Genomic DNA, 18,252 nt, shown 5'->3' with positions numbered 1-18,252 from the left:
ATGACAGTTCATGAATTGATTGAGCAGACTGCTGATTTTGAAAAACTTCAACAAGTTGAACAAATTAAGCTAATAGCTTTTTTCCACTGTAAAGAGCATTCAAAAGAGTTCTTTGAGACAAAACACATCAAAGAAGAATTCGAAAAACATAGCTTAGTTACACCTGCTGGAATTACTAGTTTAATACCAAGGATGAGGAAGAGTAAACCTCCCGTTTTCATACTAACCAAGAATGGCAATAGCATTCATCGAACTATAAAGAAAGAATTAGAGGAACAATATTTTGGAAGTTCTCACAAAAAGGAAGTATCTCAAACTCTGCGTGACTTGTTAAATGATATACAAGGTGGTGAGCAAAAAAGATTTCTAGAAGAAGCTATCAGTTGTTTCGAAATTAAATCTTACCGGGCAGCTATAACAATGACATGGTTATTAACAATAGATTGTTTATATGATTATGTGCTAAACCCAACAAGAATAAACACTTTTAATCAAGCCATTCAAAGTCACGGGAAGTATAAGAAAATAGTTGTTTCTAAAAAAGATGATTTTAGCGATATAAAAGAGTCTGACTTTATTGAATTACTACGAGTTGCAAAATTAATCTCTAACGATACCCGAAAGATATTAGATGAAAAGTTAGGAGTTCGTAATTCCTGTGCTCATCCTAACTCATTAGATGTGCTAGACTATAAAGCAATTGGTTTTATCCAGGATTTGGTTATAAATGTTATTAATAAATATCAGTAGTCCTGATAATGCAAACCAACAGTTCGCGCTTCTTTCCACAACCAAATCAGTACCCGAACACGAACTACGAATTATCGCCAGCAGTAGCTACCGTAGCTTAGAATAAGGCGAGTGTGTTTGGCTACACAGGCTGACACTAGAGAAAAACAAATACAAACAAGGTTCGATTTAGGCTGCGCCACGTTCACAGCCTATACTAAAAGCTAAGCAGGCATTGTAATAAATGCCCTTGAAAACAAACAGAATGAAACTAGAAACCCACCATATAAACGACACAAAAGTTGCCGAAGTGATTTCGGAAAACCCTGTTATCAGCAGCACTGAAGATGGGTTAGACTTATTAGGGAACTTGTACTACCAGGGCTTTGATAAGATTATCATTCACGCGAAAAACGTCACCCCAGCTTTCTTTGACCTGAAAAATGGAATGGCAGGCGAAATACTCCAGAAGTTTTCCAATTATCGTGTCCGGCTGGCTATTGTGGACAACTTCTCGAAATATTCTGGCAAACGTGTTAGTGAGTTCATCTCCGAAAGCAACCGAAACAGACAGGTTAACTTTGTTGCCACGCAAGCAGAAGCACTGAACGCCCTTGCAGGCAAATAAACATGGGTAACACGAAATAACTTTTAAGCGCAATTGCTAAGCCTAAGCCCACGCTGGTGCATACTGCAAAAGAGCGTAGGGTATTTTCCCGACATTATTTACTAAAATTAAAATCGAAATGAAAAAAACGTTTACCGCAATTTTATCATTGGCATTGTTAATTTCCTGTAATAGCGAAAAGAGTGAAAGTACCCAGGATGCTCTGGAAGAAAACACCACTGTATTGGCTGAAACCCCCACCGTAGAAACAGGAGCTGCAGAAAATCCCGCGTTCGACATCAGTGCTATACCTGTTTCCACGGAAGACATCGGCGATTTCCCGTTCTTCACGGCTCCCCAAGGTGCCCAGTATATCAACAACGTGAAGCCAAGCGATTTTGACTTTATCGTATTTGTCACCCCTGAGAGCGTTTATGAGGTAGAGGGGAAAACGTTCCGAGCGCACGTGCATCCGGACCGTTCGAGCGAGACAAAAGTTAGCGGGCGCTTTTTGACTAAAAGCTTCGAAGATGCCATAATACAGGCTGGGGGCGTAAAGGTATTTGAAGGAAAGCTGGAGGGAGAGCAAAAAGAAACCTATAAAAACCTGTGTACTTACTCCGGCACCGACGGCAGCATAGACATCTGGAACAACCCGATCGCCACCTACGTCATTCGCAGAAACGACGGCAACGTCTACATTGCACTCGATAAGGGGATGGCGAGTAGCACCTCCATCCAGATCGTGCAGGAAAAGCCGTTCGAGCAAACCATTACCAAAATAACCTCCGACAAAATAAAGCAGGACCTCACCGAGCAAGGAAAATCCGTTCTGCACATCAATTTCGATACCGACAAGGCCACCCTGAAACCTGACGGGAAAGAAGTGGTTAGCGAAATTGTGAAGGTGTTGAAAGATGACCCATCGCTTAAGATCGCCATAAACGGCTATACCGATAATGCAGGAAACAAAGCGCATAACCAAGGCCTGTCCGAGAGCAGAGCCTCGGCGGTTAAAACCGAGATAGCGGCAGCCGGCATAGCGCCTGAGCGTCTCACCTCCAAAGGTTTCGGGCAGGACAACCCCATCGCCGACAACAGCACCGAAGCAGGCAAGGCCCAAAACCGAAGGGTAGAACTCGTGAAAATCTGATAGACTGAAAAAAATACATGATGCCCAATGGCTGCCTGGAAAATAAGGCCGCATGTAAAAGGCATTACCAGGCAGCTACGCCACAGCTTTGCCCAGAAACGCTGAAGAAAAAATACTTGTTTATTTTTCGGTTGCTGAACGGACGTCTTCATCGGCTTCTTTGCAAAAAGAAACGTTATGACTTTCAAACAACTGCACGAGCAACCGGAGCCCCTCCTGATCTGTAATGTATGGGATGCGGCCAGCGCCACGATAGCCGAACAACAAGGCTTTCAGGCAATCGGAACATCCAGTGCCGCCATGGCGAAAATGCTGGGCTACGAGGACGGCGAGAAAATGAAATTCACTGATCTGGTATACCTGGTCAAGAGAGTTACTGCAAGCACTAGCCTGCCATTTACAGTAGATATTGAAGCAGGCTTTGGTAGTACCCCTTCTGCCATCCTGGAAAACATTAACATGTTAGCCGATATGGGCGCCGCCGGCATCAACATAGAGGACAGCCTGGTAGATAAAGAGAGAAGTCTGTGCGACAGTTACAGTTTCGCCAGAACACTAGAAACCATTAAGGAGGCGCTCCTCCGGGATGGAAAGGACCTGTTTCTGAATGTCCGGACAGACACTTTCCTGATCGGGCATCCTGACCAATTGCAGGAAACCATCAGGCGGGCGCAGCTTTACGAAGAGGCGGGGGCAGATGGTATTTTTGTGCCGTGCATGGTAAAAGAAGAAGACATCAGTGCCGTAGCGCAATGCACCCGGTTGCCGCTTAATGTAATGTGCATGCCCGACCTGCCGGCCTTTGGGCGCTTGCAGGCTTTGGGGGTGAAGCGGATCAGCATGGGCAACTTTTTATTTGAGCGGATGTATGACCAGTTTGCCCGCCTGCTGCAAAGTGTCAGAAGCGATTCGAACTTTAGCCCGGTGTTTGCGCCATGTTAGTGACAGAGTCATACAAAATAGAAACCTATTACAAAGCCCTGGTTGATAGGAATCAGGGTTTTGTGGGCATCTTTTTCGTCGGTGTAAAAACTACCTCTGTCTTCTGTATTGCCACATGCCGCGCCCGCAAACCCAAAGCGACGAACGTTGAGTTTTTCACCACTTTCAAAGACGCGCTGGACCATGGCTACCGCCCGTGCAAAATATGCCGACCAACCGAAAACGCAAACCAGGCGCCTGATCAGGTAAATGCTGCGATAGAGCTGGTTAGGAGCAACCCCAAGGAGAAGGTCTCTGACTATACCTTGCGTCAGCAACGGATATGCCCGGTGCTAGTGCGCAGGTGGTTCAAGCAGCATTATGGCATCACTTTTCAGGCATTTCAGCGGATGTACCGGATAAACCAGGCCCTGCTGGAGCTGAAAGGAGGCAGATCTGCCACTGATACCGCTTTTGACGCCGGTTACGAGTCCCTCAGCGGTTTTGGCTATACCTACAAAAAGGTGATGGGAAGCTCTCCTAAACAGGGCAAATCGAAAAGCGTGATCCTGCTGAACCGGATAACCACGCCGCTGGGCCCCATGTTCGTGTGTGCGACCGAAAAAGGCATCTGCTTGCTGGAGTTTGTTGATAGAAGGATGCTGGAAACAGAGTTTAAGGATCTGCAAAGGCTGCTGGGAGCCACCATTGTGGCAGGTGAGAACGAGCATATCAAACAGGCTAGCGTTGAGGTAGCCGAGTACTTTGCCGGCAGCAGGAAAACTTTTACCCTTAGCCTGGACTCACCGGGAACTGTGTTTCAAAACCTGGTTTGGGAGTCCCTCAGGCAAATTCCGTACGGGGAAACACGTTCTTACCAGCAGCAGGCAGAGGCTGTCGGGGTTCCCAGCGCCGTACGGGCTGTTGCCTCAGCAAACGGCTTCAACAGAATAGCCCTGGTTATACCTTGCCATCGGGTCATTGGCAAAAACGGCAAGCTGGTGGGGTATGGCGGTGGTTTGGAACGCAAGCAGTGGCTGTTGGAGCACGAGAAGCAGTTTGCCAAACAGTAGCCAACAGAACATACCCTCTAGGGATATCGGAATTTAATGGTGATCAGGCACTATGGAAGTAAAGCGCATGTACGTGCTTCCCGAAGGCAGAAACCAAGGTATAGCCAGTAAGGTGCTGGCTGAGCTGGAAGCATGGGCGCAGGAACTCGCATACGCCCGGTGCATCCTGGAAACAGGCCTGAAGCAGCCCGAAGCCATTGGCCTCTACCAAAAGAGTGGCTATCAGCAAATTCCGAATTACGCACAGTATGCCGGCGTGGAGAATAGCGTATGCTTTGAGAAAGTGCTTTAAGTCTTAAGTTATAGGATTCTAAACAGGAAACGGCTTGCTACCTGAGGATAGCAAGCCGTTTCCTGTTTAAAGAGTCAAACGAGAGACTACACCTCCGGCTTTTCCCGCTTGTCTGTAAACGGATTTTCGGAAGTGGTTAGCTTAACCGGCTCGCCGCGGAAGCCGCTGTTTTCGTTGTGCTTGTCGTAGGGCACTTTGATGCCGTGGTAATAGTCCTGCAGCTGATAATCTTTACGGAGCGGGTGCCCTTCCCAGTCGGCGGCGCAGAGGATTCGGCGCATGTCGGGGTGGTCTTTGAATAGGATGCCCACCAGGTCAAAGATCTCGCGTTCCTGCCAGTCGGCGGTGCGCCAAATGTGACTCACGGTAGGTATAGCAGGTATAGGTTCCCCGTCTGTGTTGTTGCGCTCCACGATCACTTTCAGCATCAGGTGATGGTCGTAAGGTATAGAGTAAAGGTTGTACACCACTTCCATGGTGCCGGCATCCGGGCCATTGTCTATACCTGTCACGCTCGAGAGGAAATCGAAATAGGTCAGCTCGTTGTCGTGCAGCTCGAGGCACACCTCCGCCAGGCGCTCTGTTTGGAGTACCAGGAAAGGCTGCAGGTTCGTGGTGTTCTCCGATACGATCACCTCCGGGCCGAACTGTGACACTATAAGATCCCTAAGCTCCTCGAAAGTCATGGTTTTTTTTAATGATTAATGACGAATGAATAATGAGTATTCAGTACTAGTGAAAGAATAATTTAATAGTGGGAAACTGTCTGAACACATTAAGCTAATGGATTTTTCTCACCGCCGGACTCTGAAACTGTCGGGCCTTGGCCGAGATACTCACTTGCTGCTCCAGGTGCCTCATCAGTGCTTGCGGTTCCCTCATTATTCATTATTAATTCTTCATTAGTCATTAACCCCGTCATTCGTTTCGCCATAATCTGCTGCACGGCTCGCGGCTCGCGGATGGTTTCCTGGCGGATAATCTCTTGCAGGCGTAGGAAGCCGCCGATGAGCGCCTCCGGCCTGGGCGGGCAGCCAGGCACGTACACGTCCACCGGTATAATGCGGTCCACCCCCTTCACCACATGATAGCCGTGCTCCCAGTAGGGGCCGCCGCAGTTGGAGCAGCTGCCCATCGAAATCACGTAGCGCGGCTCCGGCATCTGTTCGTACAGACGGCGCACGCGGTCGGCCATTTTAAAGGTAACAGTTCCAGCCACAATCATCACATCCGACTGACGGGGCGAGGCACGCGGTATAATGCCGAAGCGGTCGAGGTCGTAGCCGGAGGCATAGGCCCCCATCATCTCGATGGCGCAGCAGGCCAGGCCGAAACCCATCGGGAACAGCGAGGTCAGTCGCGCCCAGTTGAGCAGGTCGTCCAGTTTGGTGACGATCACACCGCCTTCTCCCGTCTTGTCCTGTGGAATGTTCAAAGAGTAATGACTAATGGTTAATGAGTAATGATTAATGAATCGTGAGTAATGCTGACGGTACTTAGAATAAACTCCTGTCTATACCTTCCTTTACCCTTTTTTGTCCTTTGTCACAAAGTCGTTTGTCAAGTAGTCTATTTCCTTACCTCGTATTTCCGCTCGTTCACGCGCTGGTATACCTCCTTGGGTATACGCGATCGGCTTTGCGGCACCACGGGCTTGGGCTTGATCCAGTCGAGGTGGCCTTTGACCCAGGCGTAGGCCAGGCCCAGGGCCAGCACACCGATGAAGATGAACATCTCGATCAGGGCAAACCAGCCCCACACGCCGTCTGTCGCTTCGATCAGGTCGCGGCGGCCGAACACGGTGGCCCACGGAAAGAGGAAGGCGAGCTCCACATCAAAAATGATGAAGATAAGCGCCACCACATAAAACCGCGGGTTGAACTGCACCCACGAGTTACCGATCGGCTCCTCGCCCGACTCGTAGGTCGTCAGCTTCTCGGGGTTTGGTCGGCTGGGGCGCAAAAGCCGGGCGGTAAACAGACCGATCACCACGAAAATCGCTCCCCCGATCAGGAAAAGCAGAATGGTTCCGAAGTCAGACAGGTAGGTTTCCTCCATAGCGCCGCAGCAGTTTTAGACAAATTTACGATAAAATAACTTCTTGGCATAAGCGCTGTTCTGGCTTCAGAGAATGCGCTTGTCAGGTATAGCGGGGCGGCTGCAGCGCACATACACAAAAGCTACCCGCTGGCGTTATACCAACAACCTTTCCTGACCTATACCTGTACGAGAGAATCCACACCAAACCACACTGAAAATGCTCACCGGACGCGTCAATGCACCTGAAATCAACACCCCGCACGGCTGGCTCAACACCGACCGAAGCTGGTCTATCAAAGACTTCAGAGGCAAGATCGTGCTGCTGGATTTCTGGACGCTGGGCTGCATCAACTGCCAGCACATTGTGCCGGATCTGAACCGGCTGGAGGAAGAATTTGCCGATGTGCTGGTGGTGATCGGCATCCATTCCGCTAAGTTCGATGCCGAGAAGCAGACCGAGACCATACGGCAGGCCATCCGGAAATTCGGGATAGAGCACCCGGTGGTAAACGACGCCGACTTTGCCATCTGGAACCAGTATGGCGTACGGGCCTGGCCAACGACGGTGCTCATCGACCCGAACGGAAAAGTGGTGGGGCAACATGCCGGTGAGGGTGTGTACAACACCGTGCGCCCCTATATCCAGCGCATGCAAGAAGAGTTTAAAGAAACGCTCAACCAAACGCCTATACCTGTACAAGCTGAAGTTCTCGAAACGGGTGTACTGTCCTTTCCCTCCAAACTGATCAGCGACCCCGACGGCAACCTATTCCTGTCCGACAGCGGGCACAACCGAATCCTGAAGCTGAACCAACAAGGGCAAGTGCTGGAGGTGATTGGCAGCGGCGAGCGAGGCTTCAACAACGGTGGCTATGCCGAGGCGACCTTTAACGAACCGCACGGGCTGGCCCTGCATGGCTCTATCCTTTATGTGGCCGATGCCAAAAACAACGCTATTCGTAAAGTAGACCTGGAACAACGCTCAGTGAGCACGGCCGCTGGCACCGGCGAACTCGAATACTACTTTCACGACGACAAGCGCAGCGAACCCGTGAACCCCAACAGTCCCTGGGATTTGCTCATACACGGTAAAAGCATGTTCATTGCCAACGCCGGCAACCACCAGATCCTGCGCATGGACCTGGAAGCCGAACAGGTATACCGCTTTGCCGGCAGCGGCCGCGAGGCCCTCACCGACGGCCTGCTCGACGAAGCCGCCTTCAACCAGCCCAGCGGCCTCTCCATACGCGGTGAAGTGCTCTATGTAGCGGACGCCGAAGCCAGCGCCATCCGCACCGTCAACCTCAAAACAGGTATGGTGCTCACCCCACTCGGTCGCGGTTTGTTCGACTTTGGCGATGTGGACGGGCACGTGGACGATGCGCTGCTGCAGCACTGCGTGGGGCTGGAAGTGATCGACAGCGACGTGTACATAGCCGACACCTACAATGGCAAGATAAAAGTGCTCGACATGCAGCGCCACCGTGTGCGCACCCTCACGGCCGGCCTGCACGAACCCAACGACGTGCTATACCTGAACGGCCACCTCTGGGTCACCAGCACGAACAGCCACCAATTATTCAAAATCGACCTGAGCACAGGAGCGAAGGAAGAAGTGAGAGTGAGTCTGAGTTAGAAAGTTTGGGAGGGAGAAAGTTAGAAAGTTGTTGTAGCGACATTACACCGTAACGTTGTGGAAGGATACCTGTCTTCTGTAGGGACAGGTCGCGACCTGTCCGAATCGTGCACCGGCAATCATACACTGTCAATTGTGCATCAGCAATCTTATCCGAATCCTGCATCGGCAGTTATACCTATACCTATACCTATACCTATACCTACGCCGCTACCTTCGCCTCAATCAGGTTATTACGCATCCGCTGGAAAAAGCGAAGTGTGACCTGGAAAATCGGGCTCATGATGAAGGTATAGAAGAAAGTGGCGATGAAGATCGGGCCGCCCAGCAGATAACCTATACCCAAAATCAGGCACTCCACCACCATGCGGGTACGGCTCACGGACGCGTTCAGGCGCTCCGACAAAGCCAGCATAAACCCGTCGCGCGGACCGGCGCCCACGCCGCCCGCCACATACAGTCCGCCGGCTATACCTGCAATGATCACCGAAGCAGCCAGGTTCAGGTAGTCGAGCGAGGTGTTGGTGGCGGCGGGCAGGAAGTCGAGCCAGAGGAATAGGTCCATAAAGGGCCCGATGAGGAGCGCGTTGAGGAAAGTGCCCACGTTGATGTACTTGCGGTTGACGAACCACGAAATGATGACAAAGACCAAGCCCACGATGACGCTCCAGGTGCCAATAGTGAAGCCTAACTGCTGAAACAGCGCCACGTTGAGCACCTCCCAGGGGTGCAGGCCCAGGTACTTCACTTTCACGGCAATGGCGTTGGCAAAGCCGAACAACAGCAATCCCAAAAAGAAGAAACTATAACTAACTATTTTTTCGCGCATGGTCAGGTCGTCCCGTTTACTGAAGGACTTGGTAAGAACAAAATCGGGCGCAAGAAAGTTAAATTTGGCCGCTTTAAGAAGGGGCAAAACACGGCACACATTATTCTGGTGCTTCGGCTACGGTTATTGACAAAAAAGTCTTATATTCATCCATCATTAACTCCTGTTTTCCGGATGAGGCAAGCGTTTGTGCTTCGGTTGGTTTTGATTGGCGCAGTCTTTCTGCTCTGTGGCTCCAAAGCCTATGCCCAGACCGAGATCACTGACTTTATGGGTCGCCCGGTGATGGTGAAACAATACCTGGATGTAAAAGGATCGCCCTATCTGGACGATGCATGGCAGGAAGGATGGGTGAAGATGCAGGACGGCAAGGCTTACTTGGGTGTTCGCCTGAAATACGACCAGGTGGCAGATGAGCTGATGTTCGCAAACGGCAGAGGCGAGGCGCAGTTCTTTGTGCAGCCCGTGAAGGAGTTTGAGCTGAAGAAGCGGCTTTTCCGAAGTGGCTATGCCCCGGCAGACGATACGCCGCCAAGTGCCTTTTACGAAGTGCTGGCCGATGGCCCCACCCAGCTCTTGAAGTGGACTTTCAAATGGGTGCACGAAGAGGTGCCCTACGGCTCTGCCACCAAGGTGAAAAGCATACTGGAGCAGCAAAACTACTACCTGGCCGACCGGAACGGGAAACTCACGAAGCTGAAGAAAGACAGACGATCGCTGCTGCAGGCGCTGGGCGGCAAGCAGGCCGAACTGGAGCAGTACACCAGGACCAACCGGCTCGACCTGAGGAAGGAGCAGGACATGACAAAATTAGTGATGTATTATAACTCTTTGTAAACTAATCTATTCATCAAATATTGCGGTATATGAAAACAGTTGCTTTACGCTTAGGTTTTGCCATGCTGGCCTTCTGCCTGTTCAGTGCGAATGCGGTGGCGCAGTTTACGCACACCAACGACATGGAGGCCCGTCCGGTGCACGAGTACAACACCATCACCATGATCGGCTCGCCCTACGTGCACAAAGAGTGGGCGAAAGGCTCGCTTACGCTTAAGAATGGCACCGTATACCAGGGCATCGAGCTGATGTACGATCAGGTGCGGGAGGCCATTATCTTTAAAGGCAAGAACGGAGACGTGAAGGAGCTGCTGGAGCCGGTGCAGGAGTTCAAGATAACGTACATTGAAAACAACAAGCCGGTAGAGCGCACTTTCCGCTCAGGGTATAGCGGCGACGGGGTGCCTGCCAATGCCTTCATGGAGGTGCTGGCCGACGGACAGGTGGTGCTTCTGAAGCGAACCTCCAAGAAGATCTTCGACCGCAAGCACTACAGCTCGGCCACCATTGACCGGGAGGTGCAGGCAAGCGAGGACTACTACATTGCCAAAGGCGACAAGGCGGTGAAAGTGAAGAAATCGAAAAGCTCCATTCTGGCTGCCATACCTGATCGGAAAGATTATTTGGAAACGTACATCAAATCGAATGCGCTGAACCTGCGCGAAGACCGTGATATGGTCAAACTGGTGGCTTACTACAACTCGCTGTAGCCGCTCCATTTGCAGAAAATATTTTTAAGCAGCTGTCTGGTTAACGGGCAGCTGCTTTTTTACGCGCCATGTCCAGCGACTTTTTGTCCAGCCAGGTATAGCTGATCGTCTGTTTGGTTTTGCGCCCAGTGTTTGCGTAGATGGCCTTCGCCAGAGCCGGATTGTAGTAGCGGCTATACCTGTTCAGGTGCTCCAAGCAATCGAGTAAGCTCCAGCGGCACAAAAGCGGCAATCATAGTGTGCTTCTGGTTGCTGACGGTGGGGGCGAGTTGCTCTAAGATGTTTATAGCGTTTTAGGAACTTGGCTGGGAAGCGTGAGGTAAATTAAATGTAAAGTGTTCCCTATGATACCTAATGAACTCACTATTTATTCTATGTTCTGGCTTAACATAGAGTTTTCCTTCCAAGCCAATCAAAGAATAATCGTCATCAATGGTAAAACCACCAAAGTCTAACATGACATGATGATTAGGGCAAAGACAAAGTATATTATCCAGAGTGTCTGGCCCATTATGTGGCTCGCCTAGAGGCTTGATGTGTGCAGCTTCTGCATAGAATCCGGCATTTGTAAAGATTTTTGTATTACACACCTGGCAATGGAAATTATAAATCTCCTTAATCTTCAAAGTAAGGCTGTAATCGCGATTTAATCTTTGCTGCGCAGTTAGCGTTCTGGTTGTCTTTGAATAGATGGGGGAATCTTCACTTACCTGGTAGGTAAGAGCTTGATCAACAGTAATCTTTTCAAGTCGGAATAGCCATACATTAAAGCCGGATCTTCCTGTCTTCCTCCAGTATTTAACGACTTTATATAAGCCCTCATATCTATAACCAAACTCTGGAGAGAATTTAGATTTATGATTTGCTCCCCTGATTACTCTTACCGGCAAGCCGTTTTGACAATTTATTGCCAGAGCTAGGTTCTTGTCTGATAAAAATTGATGAGTTACCTGCTTTTTTGTGATTGGGTCTCTACCACCATGCCCAGTATAAACAATTACGTCTCCTAAATCTTGATCGTCTTCATACCCTCCAGAAAGTACAATGGAATCCGCACCTTCTTTTTGGGAGCCGCTTATACCTGCTTGAGTAGGCCTGTGAACTTTGCTATGTGAGAGGGCTATTCTGTTCTCAAATACATCGCCTTCAAAAACATTAGGTATATGCCCAAATATTCGCTCTGCCATTGGTTGACAACTACTTGATGGTTCAGTAAATGTAATTAATTATCCTAACATCCTTTACCTACCTCCGCTGCTCAAACCGTTCAAACCCTGCTAATCCCTCCTTCTCCTCTACTTCCACTTTCTCAACCCGCGCGCGGTCCGGGCCTTGGTGCGCCCATTTCTCCAGTTGTTTCAGCGCCTCGGGATTGCCTTCGGCTTCCAGGTATACGGTGCCGTCAGGCTCGTTCTGCACAAAACCATACAGGCCAAGTTCCAACGCTTTGCCCTGGGTGCTGGCTCTGAAAAATACGCCCTGCACCCGGCCGTGTATGCGCATGGCCACGCGCTTTTTGTCTTTGTTTTCCATCAGGTATAGGTATAGCTCGTTCACTCTCAAAAACGGAGTCGGCAGGTATAGGTTGAGGGGGAACAGCAGCGCCCGCCGAAACAGAACGTTTCACCCCGCGAGCCGTGTTATCAAAAGGAGCGGGAGTCTAGCCGATTCCTGAAATTTAGATTATCTTTAACACCCCTGTCCGCCAAGTCGCGGGCAAGGTACAAGCTATACAATATGTCCCTATTATTCAACGATTTTAAGAGCTGGGAGAAGCATTGCGCTGAAACCGGCGAACCCCTATACCAGCCCGTGCTGGAGTACGAAATAGAGCAGAAGGGTCGCACCGAGGAGTTTATCTGGGAAAACATTGCCAAGGCCTACGAGGTGATGAAGGACGCCGTACAGACCGGCCTGACCGAAGACATGACCTCCCGCTCCGGCATGGTGAACAACAGTGCCAAGAAAGTAGCCAGGTCGCCGGTAACGGTGCTGTCGCCGGAGTTTCAGATGCTAGTGTCGCGCGCGCTGGGTGCCAAGGAGGTGAACTCCTGCATGGGCCGCGTAGTAGCAGCCCCAACGGCCGGCGCCTCTGGTATACTGCCTGGCACGCTCACCACGCTGCAGGAGCTTCACGGACTCGACGACCGCAAGATTCACGAAGGTCTGCTGGTAGCCGCAGGTATAGCGCTCATCATTGAGCAGAACGCCTCGCTGGCTGGCGCCGTGGGTGGTTGTCAGGCTGAGACGGGCAGCGCGGCAGCCATGGCGGCCGGCGCCATTGTGTACTGCCTCGGCGGCAACGTAGACCAGGTGTTCACGGCAGTAGCCATCACGATTCAGTGTATGCTGGGCCTGGTGTGCGACCCGGTGGCAGGTCTGGTAGAGGTGCCGTGCATTGTGCGCAACGCCAGTGCAGCCGCCATTGCGTATTCTTCTTCGCAGCTCGCCATTGCCGGCGTAAATGCCGTTATACCTGTCGATCAGTGCGTGGCAGCCCTCGGTGAGGTCGGTGAGAGCATGGAGCGCAAGTACAAGGAAACCGCCCTCGGTGGACTGGCCAACACACCCCGCGCCCGCGAAATCGAGAAGTTCGTGCTGGTGCAGGATGTGGAGATCTTGCCGGACGAAGACGAGAACAGCTGATTTAAGTTAGAAAATTAGAGATTTAAAAAGTTAGAAAGTTTTTTAGCTGATAGGTATGGTAAGGCAACGGCTGGAGAGGTCGCTGCCTTACTCTTTTTATACCTATACCTGATGCCGCATCTCCTTGTGGCCTATCCTTATTTTCTATACATGAAAAATCGCTGAACTGCTGCCCTTTTGTGTTGATGCTGGCAAGTCGTTATACCTGTATTCGCGTACTCAAAAAAAGGGGTGATACGGGCAGTAAATTGGTTGAACTTAACTAGCTAAGGCGTGTGTTGCCGCAGTAGCGGGACAGTTCGTCACATTTTAGAGGCGGTTCGTCACATTTTGGGGGCTAAAAGTATTAACCTCAGTAAGTTGCGCGTTGTAATTGCAGGCTGCCTCTGCGCCCGCTTTAACCTGAACAGGATCTCACATGAAGAAATTTTTTTGGTGGTGCGCCGGCGCCGACGATACCATTCTGGAGAAGTGCTCTAAGTCGGAGCATATTAAGTATGCCGGTGTCGGCGCCACCGTTCTGTTTACAGGCGTGTTGGCCAGCTTGTCGGGCGGCTACGCCCTCTACACGGTGTTCGATTCTGCGCCGATGGCCATGGCCTTTGGTCTGCTCTGGGGTGCCGTTATCTTCAACCTCGACCGCTTCATCGTTTCCACCATTCGCAAAGAAGGCCGCTTCTGGAAAGAACTGCTAATGGTGACGCCGCGTATCCTGCTGGCACTGGTGCTGGCTGTGGTGATTTCGAAACCGCTGGAGCTGAAGATATTCGACAAAGAGATTCAGGCTGTCCTGAAAGAAAAGCAGGCTGAGCTCGCCATTCAGCACAAAGCGCTGGTGAACAAGCAGTTTGCTGAGGTGGACTCCGTGAAGTCTGAAATTGCAGGTATACGGGCCGAAATAGAGGCCAAAGTGCAGGAGCGTAACAAGCTTTACGAGCAAGTAGCAGCTGAGGCGGACGGTACAGGTGGCACAGGCAAGATAGGCAGAGGCCCGATCTACGAAGAAAAGAAGCGCCAGTACGACAAAGTGGACGAAGAGTTGAAGCTGCTACAGGCCAGCGCCGCCGACCGCATACTGGTAAAAGAGCAGCGAATCGCCGACCTCATGAAGCAGTACGATAGCCAGGTGGCCGAAGGGCAGCAGAGCTTCTCGAACTACGACGGCCTGATGGCCCGGATCGACGCCCTGAACCAGCTGCCCTGGCTACCGGTGTTCTTCATCACGCTGCTGTTCGTCTGCCTCGAAACCGCCCCGATTTTCACCAAACTGATTACCAGCAAAGGCCCATACGACGACATTTTGAAAGGCGTGGAGCACGAGCGCACCACGCAGGAAATGCACCGCGTGCAGGAGCGCCAGAAACAATACGACACCCGCCATGCCGTGGCCGAAGCCAAATTTGCCGCCCGCCAGGAGTTTGAAATCGAAGCCAAACGCGAAGAAGAACGCCTGAAGTCAGACGCTCATCTGGATGTGGTCCGTGAGTCAGCCGCCGTGTGGCGCGAGCGTAAACTAGCCGACATCAGCCGCAGCCCCAACACCGCCGCCGACATTCTGAATGACGGGGAGGAGAGCAGTTACTATAAGTGGTAGGCTTATTTGGTCTGCCCTCTTAATCACGATTATCTCACCATTGTCAGTTTAGCTGATTTCACTGTCATTTCGAACAAAGTGAGAAATCTGAAATATTGCGAGTACCCCGAAATAATCCAGATCTCTCCATTCTGTCGAGATGACAATCCAGAATTGTCATACCTAATAACCAACAGCACTTTGCCAGCTAAAAATCAGTTTTTGTATCGCCTTTGGGCCATACTTCTTTCAGAAGTTAGTATCTTGTTGCGTACTAAATAACAGGCGCATGACCGTTTCCAAAATGGCCCAGAACCTCATCGGCTCCGAGATTATCAAGCTTGCCGGTGAAGTAAACGCGATGATTGCCAAAGGCGAGCAAATCTGCAACCTTACCATCGGCGACTTCGATCCCAAGATATATCCTATACCTGGCGAGCTGCGGGCAGGCATTGCTGAAGCTTACGCCGAAGGACATACCAATTACCCGCCAGCCAATGGTGTGGCCGTACTCCGCAAAGCCGTAGCCGACTTCACCCGCGACCGGCTGGGCCTGAGTTACCCTGAAAACGACATCCTGGTGGCCGGTGGCTCGCGTCCGCTCATCTACGCCACTTACCTGGCCCTCGTAGACCCGGGCGACAAAGTGGTATTCCCGACGCCGTCGTGGAACAACAACCACTACTGCCACCTTTCCAGCGCTACGCCAGTGATGGTAGAGACCAGCCCTGAGAACAACTTCATGCCGACAGCTACTGATGTTGCTGCCAGTCTGAAGGGCGCCACCCTGCTGGCGCTGTGTTCGCCGCTCAACCCGACGGGCACCATGTTCTCCAAAAAAGACCTCGAGGACATTTGCGACCTGGTGATAGCCGAGAACAAGAGCCGTGGAGCAGGCGAAAAACCGCTCTACATCCTCTACGACCAGATCTACTGGATGCTGACGTTTGGCGAGCACAAGCACTATGACCCGGTGAACCTACGCCCCGAACTGCGCGACTACACCATCTACATCGACGGCACTTCCAAATGCTTCGCCGCTACCGGCGTACGGGTAGGCTACGCGTTCGGCCCGACGGTGGTGATCGACAAGATGAAGGCGATATTGGGCCACGTGGGTGCCTGGGCGCCGAAGGCCGAGCAAATGGCAACCGCCCGCTTCCTGCACCAGACCGATGCCGTGGATGTGTTCCTGGACGAGTTCAAGCAAAATGTGCGTGAGAGTTTGGATATGCTTTACCACGCTTTCAAAGACCTGAAAAACGAAGGGTATAACGTGGATGCCATCGAGCCAATGGGCGCCATTTACCTGTCTGCCAAACTCGACCTGGCAGGCAAAACCACACCATCCGGCCAAGTGCTGCAAACCAGCAAAGACATCAGCTTTTACATACTCGAAGAAGCCAAGCTGGCCGTGGTACCTTTCTCCGCCTTCGGGTCGTCACCAGACCTGGGTTGGTTCCGCCTGTCGGTAGGTGGTGCCTCGCTGGAAAGTATAAAAGACTCGCTGGGCAGACTGAGAAATGCGCTGCAGAAGTTGAGTTAAGGTATAGCTGAATACAAAAGCAGAAAGTCACAAAACACAGGTATAGCAAAGCCGCTTCGGACCGATCCGGAGCGGCTTTGCTATACCTATTCTATCCCCACTGAAATTTGCCGGGAGATGCTCTCCTCCAGCGAGATGAACGTCTCTGTGCGGTGCACCCCCGCTATACCTTGCATTTTCTCGTTGAGCACTTCGCGCAGGTGTTTCGTGTCGCGGCAGATGATCTTAACGAACATGCTGTAAGCGCCGGTGGTATAGTGCAGTTCTACAATCTCGGGGATGTCACGCATCTTCTCCACCACCTCCTTGTAGGCCGAGCCCTTCTCCAGAAACACCCCGATAAAGGCGCAGATGTCGTAGCCGATGGCCGCTGGGTTAATCAACAACTGTGCGCCCTGCACGATGCCCATTTCCGTCATTTTCTTGAGGCGCACGTGTATGGTGCCGCCCGAAACGCCCAGCTCTTTAGCAATGTCGGTGTAGGCGCGGTTCACATTCTGCATCAGCAGGTGCAGAATCTGGCGGTCAAGATTATCAATTCGTAAATCCATGCCCAATCTATGTCCTATGTTTTAAAGTCTTAGCAAAAATAAATGCTATATATTGGTTTGTTTTCAACAAAATTAATTAAATGTTAAATGTTTTTCAATAAAAATCTTCATTAGGTAAGTTTGCAATACTATAAACCATTAAAAATTAGTTAAATGGAATTGCAAACACTCACAGAACCGACCGTGCTCGAGACGACCATGAAGCACCTGAGTCGCGTGTCCCTGCCCAAAGTGCTCAAAGTACAGCAGGGGATTATTCGTGCCACGCACGATTTTATGTTCAAAAAAGGGCTGACGCAGCTGATGCCGCTCATGCTTTCACCCATCACCGATCCGCTCAACCACGGCGTGGTCGATGCCTCTATTGGCTACGCTGACCAGCGCTGGAGCCTCACCAAGTCGATGATCTTCCACAAGCAGCTTGCCCTGGTAAACGCTGAGTTGGACAGTCTCTACATTGTGTCACCCAACGTGCGCCTGGAGTTCTCGGATCGCGCCGACACCGGCCGCCACCTTTTCGAGTTCACACAGGTAGACTTCGAGTTCCGGGGCAAGGACCGATTCTTCGTAATGGAGTTTATGGAAGAACTAGTGAATTTCATTTTTGCCCGCCTGAACAGCGAGATGGCAGAAACCCTACTGGAGTTGCGTGGCGAGTTGCTGCCGCAGTACGAAAAGTGGCCCGTATACCGGACTGAAAAACTGGAAGCAGCCTTGGGCGGTGATTACGAAAAGCTGAAGTCAGAGGAAGCAACCGAGCCGTTTTGGCTGATCAACCACAAGCGTGAGTTCTACGATAAAGAAGACCAAAGCCGCCGCGGCACTTACCTGAACTACGATGTGATCTGGCCGGAAGGTTTTGGTGAAGGCTTGTCGGGTGGTGAGCGTGAGCACGAGTACAAGCAGATTCTGAAGCGTATGGCCGAGGTGGGTACGAACACAGAGGCGTTTAAGCACTACCTGGAAGTAGCCAAGGCAGGCTTGCTGCCGAAAACCGCCGGCGCTGGCTTTGGTGTGGAGCGTATGACACGGTTCATCTGCCGTTTGAAGGATGTGGATGAAGTAACGGTGTTTTCAAGGAAGCCTTTCGCTCAGGCTATTTTTTAAGG

The 18,252-nt window shown here is 51.2% G+C and carries 20 protein-coding genes and 1 pseudogene; 13 read left to right on the top strand and 8 right to left on the bottom strand.

Annotated features, from left to right (window positions below):
- The 6 genes from B0B12_RS19935 (at position 1) to B0B12_RS08840 (ending at position 4,775) form a co-directional block, all read left to right on the top strand.
- A complete protein-coding gene (locus B0B12_RS19935; protein ID WP_083704167.1) occupies positions 1-750 on the top strand; it encodes a hypothetical protein in 750 nt (249 codons plus the stop codon).
- Positions 751-994: 244 nt separating this feature from the next.
- Complete coding sequence (locus B0B12_RS08860) at positions 995-1,357, top strand: DUF4180 domain-containing protein (RefSeq protein ID WP_076667979.1); 363 nt, start codon at positions 995-997, stop codon at positions 1,355-1,357.
- Positions 1,358-1,580: 223 nt separating this feature from the next.
- Positions 1,581-2,489: an OmpA family protein gene (locus B0B12_RS08855; protein ID WP_212564611.1), complete on the top strand. Its 909-nt coding sequence runs from the start codon at positions 1,581-1,583 to the stop codon at positions 2,487-2,489.
- A gap of 177 nt (positions 2,490-2,666) precedes the next feature.
- Positions 2,667-3,431: an isocitrate lyase/PEP mutase family protein gene (locus B0B12_RS08850; protein WP_076667973.1), complete on the top strand. Its 765-nt coding sequence runs from the start codon at positions 2,667-2,669 to the stop codon at positions 3,429-3,431.
- On the top strand, positions 3,425-4,483 hold the full coding sequence (locus tag B0B12_RS08845; protein ID WP_076667970.1) for a bifunctional transcriptional activator/DNA repair enzyme AdaA: 1,059 nt from the start codon (positions 3,425-3,427) through the stop codon (positions 4,481-4,483). Before B0B12_RS08850 ends, B0B12_RS08845 begins: the two co-directional genes overlap by 7 nt.
- Positions 4,484-4,535: 52 nt before the next feature.
- Positions 4,536-4,775 (top strand): GNAT family N-acetyltransferase, encoded by a 240-nt coding sequence (locus tag B0B12_RS08840; protein WP_083704166.1) that lies wholly within the window; start codon positions 4,536-4,538, stop codon positions 4,773-4,775.
- Positions 4,776-4,861: 86 nt separating this feature from the next.
- Here B0B12_RS08840 and B0B12_RS08835 read toward each other — a convergent pair whose 3' ends face one another.
- From B0B12_RS08835 to B0B12_RS08825, 3 genes and pseudogenes are all read right to left on the bottom strand, one after another.
- Positions 4,862-5,461 carry an NADH-quinone oxidoreductase subunit C gene (locus tag B0B12_RS08835; protein ID WP_076667968.1) on the bottom strand — a complete coding sequence of 200 codons (600 nt, stop codon included), beginning with the start codon at positions 5,459-5,461 and terminating at the stop codon, positions 4,862-4,864.
- Between the two features lie 245 nt (positions 5,462-5,706).
- Positions 5,707-6,210 (bottom strand): annotated as a pseudogene (gene nuoB, locus B0B12_RS08830) (NADH-quinone oxidoreductase subunit NuoB); the annotation flags it as partial.
- A 134-nt stretch (positions 6,211-6,344) separates the two neighbouring features.
- The gene (locus B0B12_RS08825) at positions 6,345-6,833 is read right to left on the bottom strand and encodes an NADH-quinone oxidoreductase subunit A (protein WP_076667965.1); all 489 of its coding nucleotides are present in this window, start codon (positions 6,831-6,833) and stop codon (positions 6,345-6,347) included.
- Positions 6,834-7,032: 199 nt separating this feature from the next.
- Here B0B12_RS08825 and B0B12_RS08820 point away from each other — a divergent pair, with 199 nt between their 5' ends.
- The gene (locus tag B0B12_RS08820; protein WP_076667963.1) at positions 7,033-8,451 is read left to right on the top strand and encodes a thioredoxin-like domain-containing protein; all 1,419 of its coding nucleotides are present in this window, start codon (positions 7,033-7,035) and stop codon (positions 8,449-8,451) included.
- Positions 8,452-8,653: 202 nt separating this feature from the next.
- On the opposite strand, the gene B0B12_RS08815 is transcribed toward B0B12_RS08820, so the two are convergent.
- Positions 8,654-9,280, bottom strand: a complete 627-nt coding sequence (locus B0B12_RS08815; protein ID WP_076667960.1) for a YczE/YyaS/YitT family protein — start codon at positions 9,278-9,280, stop codon at positions 8,654-8,656.
- A gap of 174 nt (positions 9,281-9,454) precedes the next feature.
- On the opposite strand from B0B12_RS08815, the gene B0B12_RS08810 reads away from it, so the two are divergent.
- Both B0B12_RS08810 and B0B12_RS08805 read left to right on the top strand, forming a co-directional pair.
- The gene (locus B0B12_RS08810) at positions 9,455-10,117 is read left to right on the top strand and encodes a hypothetical protein (protein ID WP_139337788.1); all 663 of its coding nucleotides are present in this window, start codon (positions 9,455-9,457) and stop codon (positions 10,115-10,117) included.
- Between the two features lie 29 nt (positions 10,118-10,146).
- On the top strand, positions 10,147-10,827 hold the full coding sequence (locus tag B0B12_RS08805; RefSeq protein ID WP_076667955.1) for a hypothetical protein: 681 nt from the start codon (positions 10,147-10,149) through the stop codon (positions 10,825-10,827).
- A gap of 40 nt (positions 10,828-10,867) precedes the next feature.
- Here the strand turns inward: B0B12_RS08805 and B0B12_RS20275 are convergent, their stop codons facing one another.
- The 3 genes from B0B12_RS20275 to B0B12_RS08795 all read right to left on the bottom strand — a co-directional run bounded on the left by B0B12_RS20275 (position 10,868) and on the right by B0B12_RS08795 (position 12,384).
- On the bottom strand, positions 10,868-11,023 hold the full coding sequence (locus B0B12_RS20275; RefSeq protein ID WP_170871840.1) for a hypothetical protein: 156 nt from the start codon (positions 11,021-11,023) through the stop codon (positions 10,868-10,870).
- 97 nt (positions 11,024-11,120) lie between these two features.
- On the bottom strand, positions 11,121-12,014 hold the full coding sequence (locus tag B0B12_RS08800) for a YDG/SRA domain-containing protein (RefSeq protein ID WP_076667952.1): 894 nt from the start codon (positions 12,012-12,014) through the stop codon (positions 11,121-11,123).
- Positions 12,015-12,072: 58 nt separating this feature from the next.
- Positions 12,073-12,384: an acylphosphatase gene (locus tag B0B12_RS08795; RefSeq protein WP_342039370.1), complete on the bottom strand. Its 312-nt coding sequence runs from the start codon at positions 12,382-12,384 to the stop codon at positions 12,073-12,075.
- 180 nt (positions 12,385-12,564) lie between these two features.
- Between B0B12_RS08795 and sdaAA the strand changes: the two genes are divergently transcribed.
- From sdaAA to B0B12_RS08780, 3 genes are all read left to right on the top strand, one after another.
- On the top strand, positions 12,565-13,473 hold the full coding sequence (sdaAA, locus tag B0B12_RS08790; RefSeq protein WP_076667949.1) for an L-serine ammonia-lyase, iron-sulfur-dependent, subunit alpha: 909 nt from the start codon (positions 12,565-12,567) through the stop codon (positions 13,471-13,473).
- 418 nt (positions 13,474-13,891) lie between these two features.
- Positions 13,892-15,067, top strand: coding sequence for a DUF4407 domain-containing protein (locus B0B12_RS08785; protein WP_076667947.1), 1,176 nt, complete (start codon positions 13,892-13,894; stop codon positions 15,065-15,067).
- A 268-nt stretch (positions 15,068-15,335) separates the two neighbouring features.
- A complete protein-coding gene (locus B0B12_RS08780; protein WP_076667944.1) occupies positions 15,336-16,592 on the top strand; it encodes a pyridoxal phosphate-dependent aminotransferase in 1,257 nt (418 codons plus the stop codon).
- An 86-nt stretch (positions 16,593-16,678) separates the two neighbouring features.
- Here the strand turns inward: B0B12_RS08780 and B0B12_RS08775 are convergent, their stop codons facing one another.
- Positions 16,679-17,143, bottom strand: coding sequence for an Lrp/AsnC ligand binding domain-containing protein (locus tag B0B12_RS08775; RefSeq protein ID WP_076667938.1), 465 nt, complete (start codon positions 17,141-17,143; stop codon positions 16,679-16,681).
- A gap of 153 nt (positions 17,144-17,296) precedes the next feature.
- Between B0B12_RS08775 and B0B12_RS08770 the strand changes: the two genes are divergently transcribed.
- Entirely contained in the window at positions 17,297-18,250 is a 954-nt protein-coding gene (locus tag B0B12_RS08770; protein WP_076667936.1) for an asparagine synthetase A, read from the top strand.
- Positions 18,251-18,252: the final 2 nt, after the last annotated feature.

The organism is Pontibacter indicus (assembly GCF_900156345.1).
Lineage (GTDB): Bacteria > Bacteroidota > Bacteroidia > Cytophagales > Hymenobacteraceae > Pontibacter > Pontibacter indicus.
The sequence above is the reverse complement of the archived record's forward strand: the minus strand, read 5'-3'. Positions and strand labels throughout refer to the sequence as shown.

Excerpts from the sequence above, each read along its gene's own strand:
- B0B12_RS19935 (WP_083704167.1), top strand. The coding sequence starts at position 1 with ATGACAGTTCATGAATTGATTGAGCAGACTGCTGATTTTGAAAAACTT.
- B0B12_RS08860 (WP_076667979.1), top strand. The coding sequence starts at position 995 with ATGAAACTAGAAACCCACCATATAAACGACACAAAAGTTGCCGAAGTG.
- B0B12_RS08850 (WP_076667973.1), top strand. The coding sequence starts at position 2,667 with ATGACTTTCAAACAACTGCACGAGCAACCGGAGCCCCTCCTGATCTGT.
- B0B12_RS08845 (WP_076667970.1), top strand. The coding sequence starts at position 3,425 with ATGTTAGTGACAGAGTCATACAAAATAGAAACCTATTACAAAGCCCTG.
- B0B12_RS08840 (WP_083704166.1), top strand. The coding sequence starts at position 4,536 with ATGGAAGTAAAGCGCATGTACGTGCTTCCCGAAGGCAGAAACCAAGGT.
- B0B12_RS08835 (WP_076667968.1), bottom strand. The coding sequence starts at position 5,461 with ATGACTTTCGAGGAGCTTAGGGATCTTATAGTGTCACAGTTCGGCCCG.
- B0B12_RS08825 (WP_076667965.1), bottom strand. The coding sequence starts at position 6,833 with ATGGAGGAAACCTACCTGTCTGACTTCGGAACCATTCTGCTTTTCCTG.
- B0B12_RS08820 (WP_076667963.1), top strand. The coding sequence starts at position 7,033 with ATGCTCACCGGACGCGTCAATGCACCTGAAATCAACACCCCGCACGGC.
- B0B12_RS08815 (WP_076667960.1), bottom strand. The coding sequence starts at position 9,280 with ATGCGCGAAAAAATAGTTAGTTATAGTTTCTTCTTTTTGGGATTGCTG.
- B0B12_RS08810 (WP_139337788.1), top strand. The coding sequence starts at position 9,455 with ATGAGGCAAGCGTTTGTGCTTCGGTTGGTTTTGATTGGCGCAGTCTTT.
- B0B12_RS08805 (WP_076667955.1), top strand. The coding sequence starts at position 10,147 with ATGAAAACAGTTGCTTTACGCTTAGGTTTTGCCATGCTGGCCTTCTGC.
- B0B12_RS08800 (WP_076667952.1), bottom strand. The coding sequence starts at position 12,014 with ATGGCAGAGCGAATATTTGGGCATATACCTAATGTTTTTGAAGGCGAT.
- sdaAA (WP_076667949.1), top strand. The coding sequence starts at position 12,565 with ATGTCCCTATTATTCAACGATTTTAAGAGCTGGGAGAAGCATTGCGCT.
- B0B12_RS08785 (WP_076667947.1), top strand. The coding sequence starts at position 13,892 with ATGAAGAAATTTTTTTGGTGGTGCGCCGGCGCCGACGATACCATTCTG.
- B0B12_RS08780 (WP_076667944.1), top strand. The coding sequence starts at position 15,336 with ATGACCGTTTCCAAAATGGCCCAGAACCTCATCGGCTCCGAGATTATC.
- B0B12_RS08775 (WP_076667938.1), bottom strand. The coding sequence starts at position 17,143 with ATGGATTTACGAATTGATAATCTTGACCGCCAGATTCTGCACCTGCTG.
- B0B12_RS08770 (WP_076667936.1), top strand. The coding sequence starts at position 17,297 with ATGGAATTGCAAACACTCACAGAACCGACCGTGCTCGAGACGACCATG.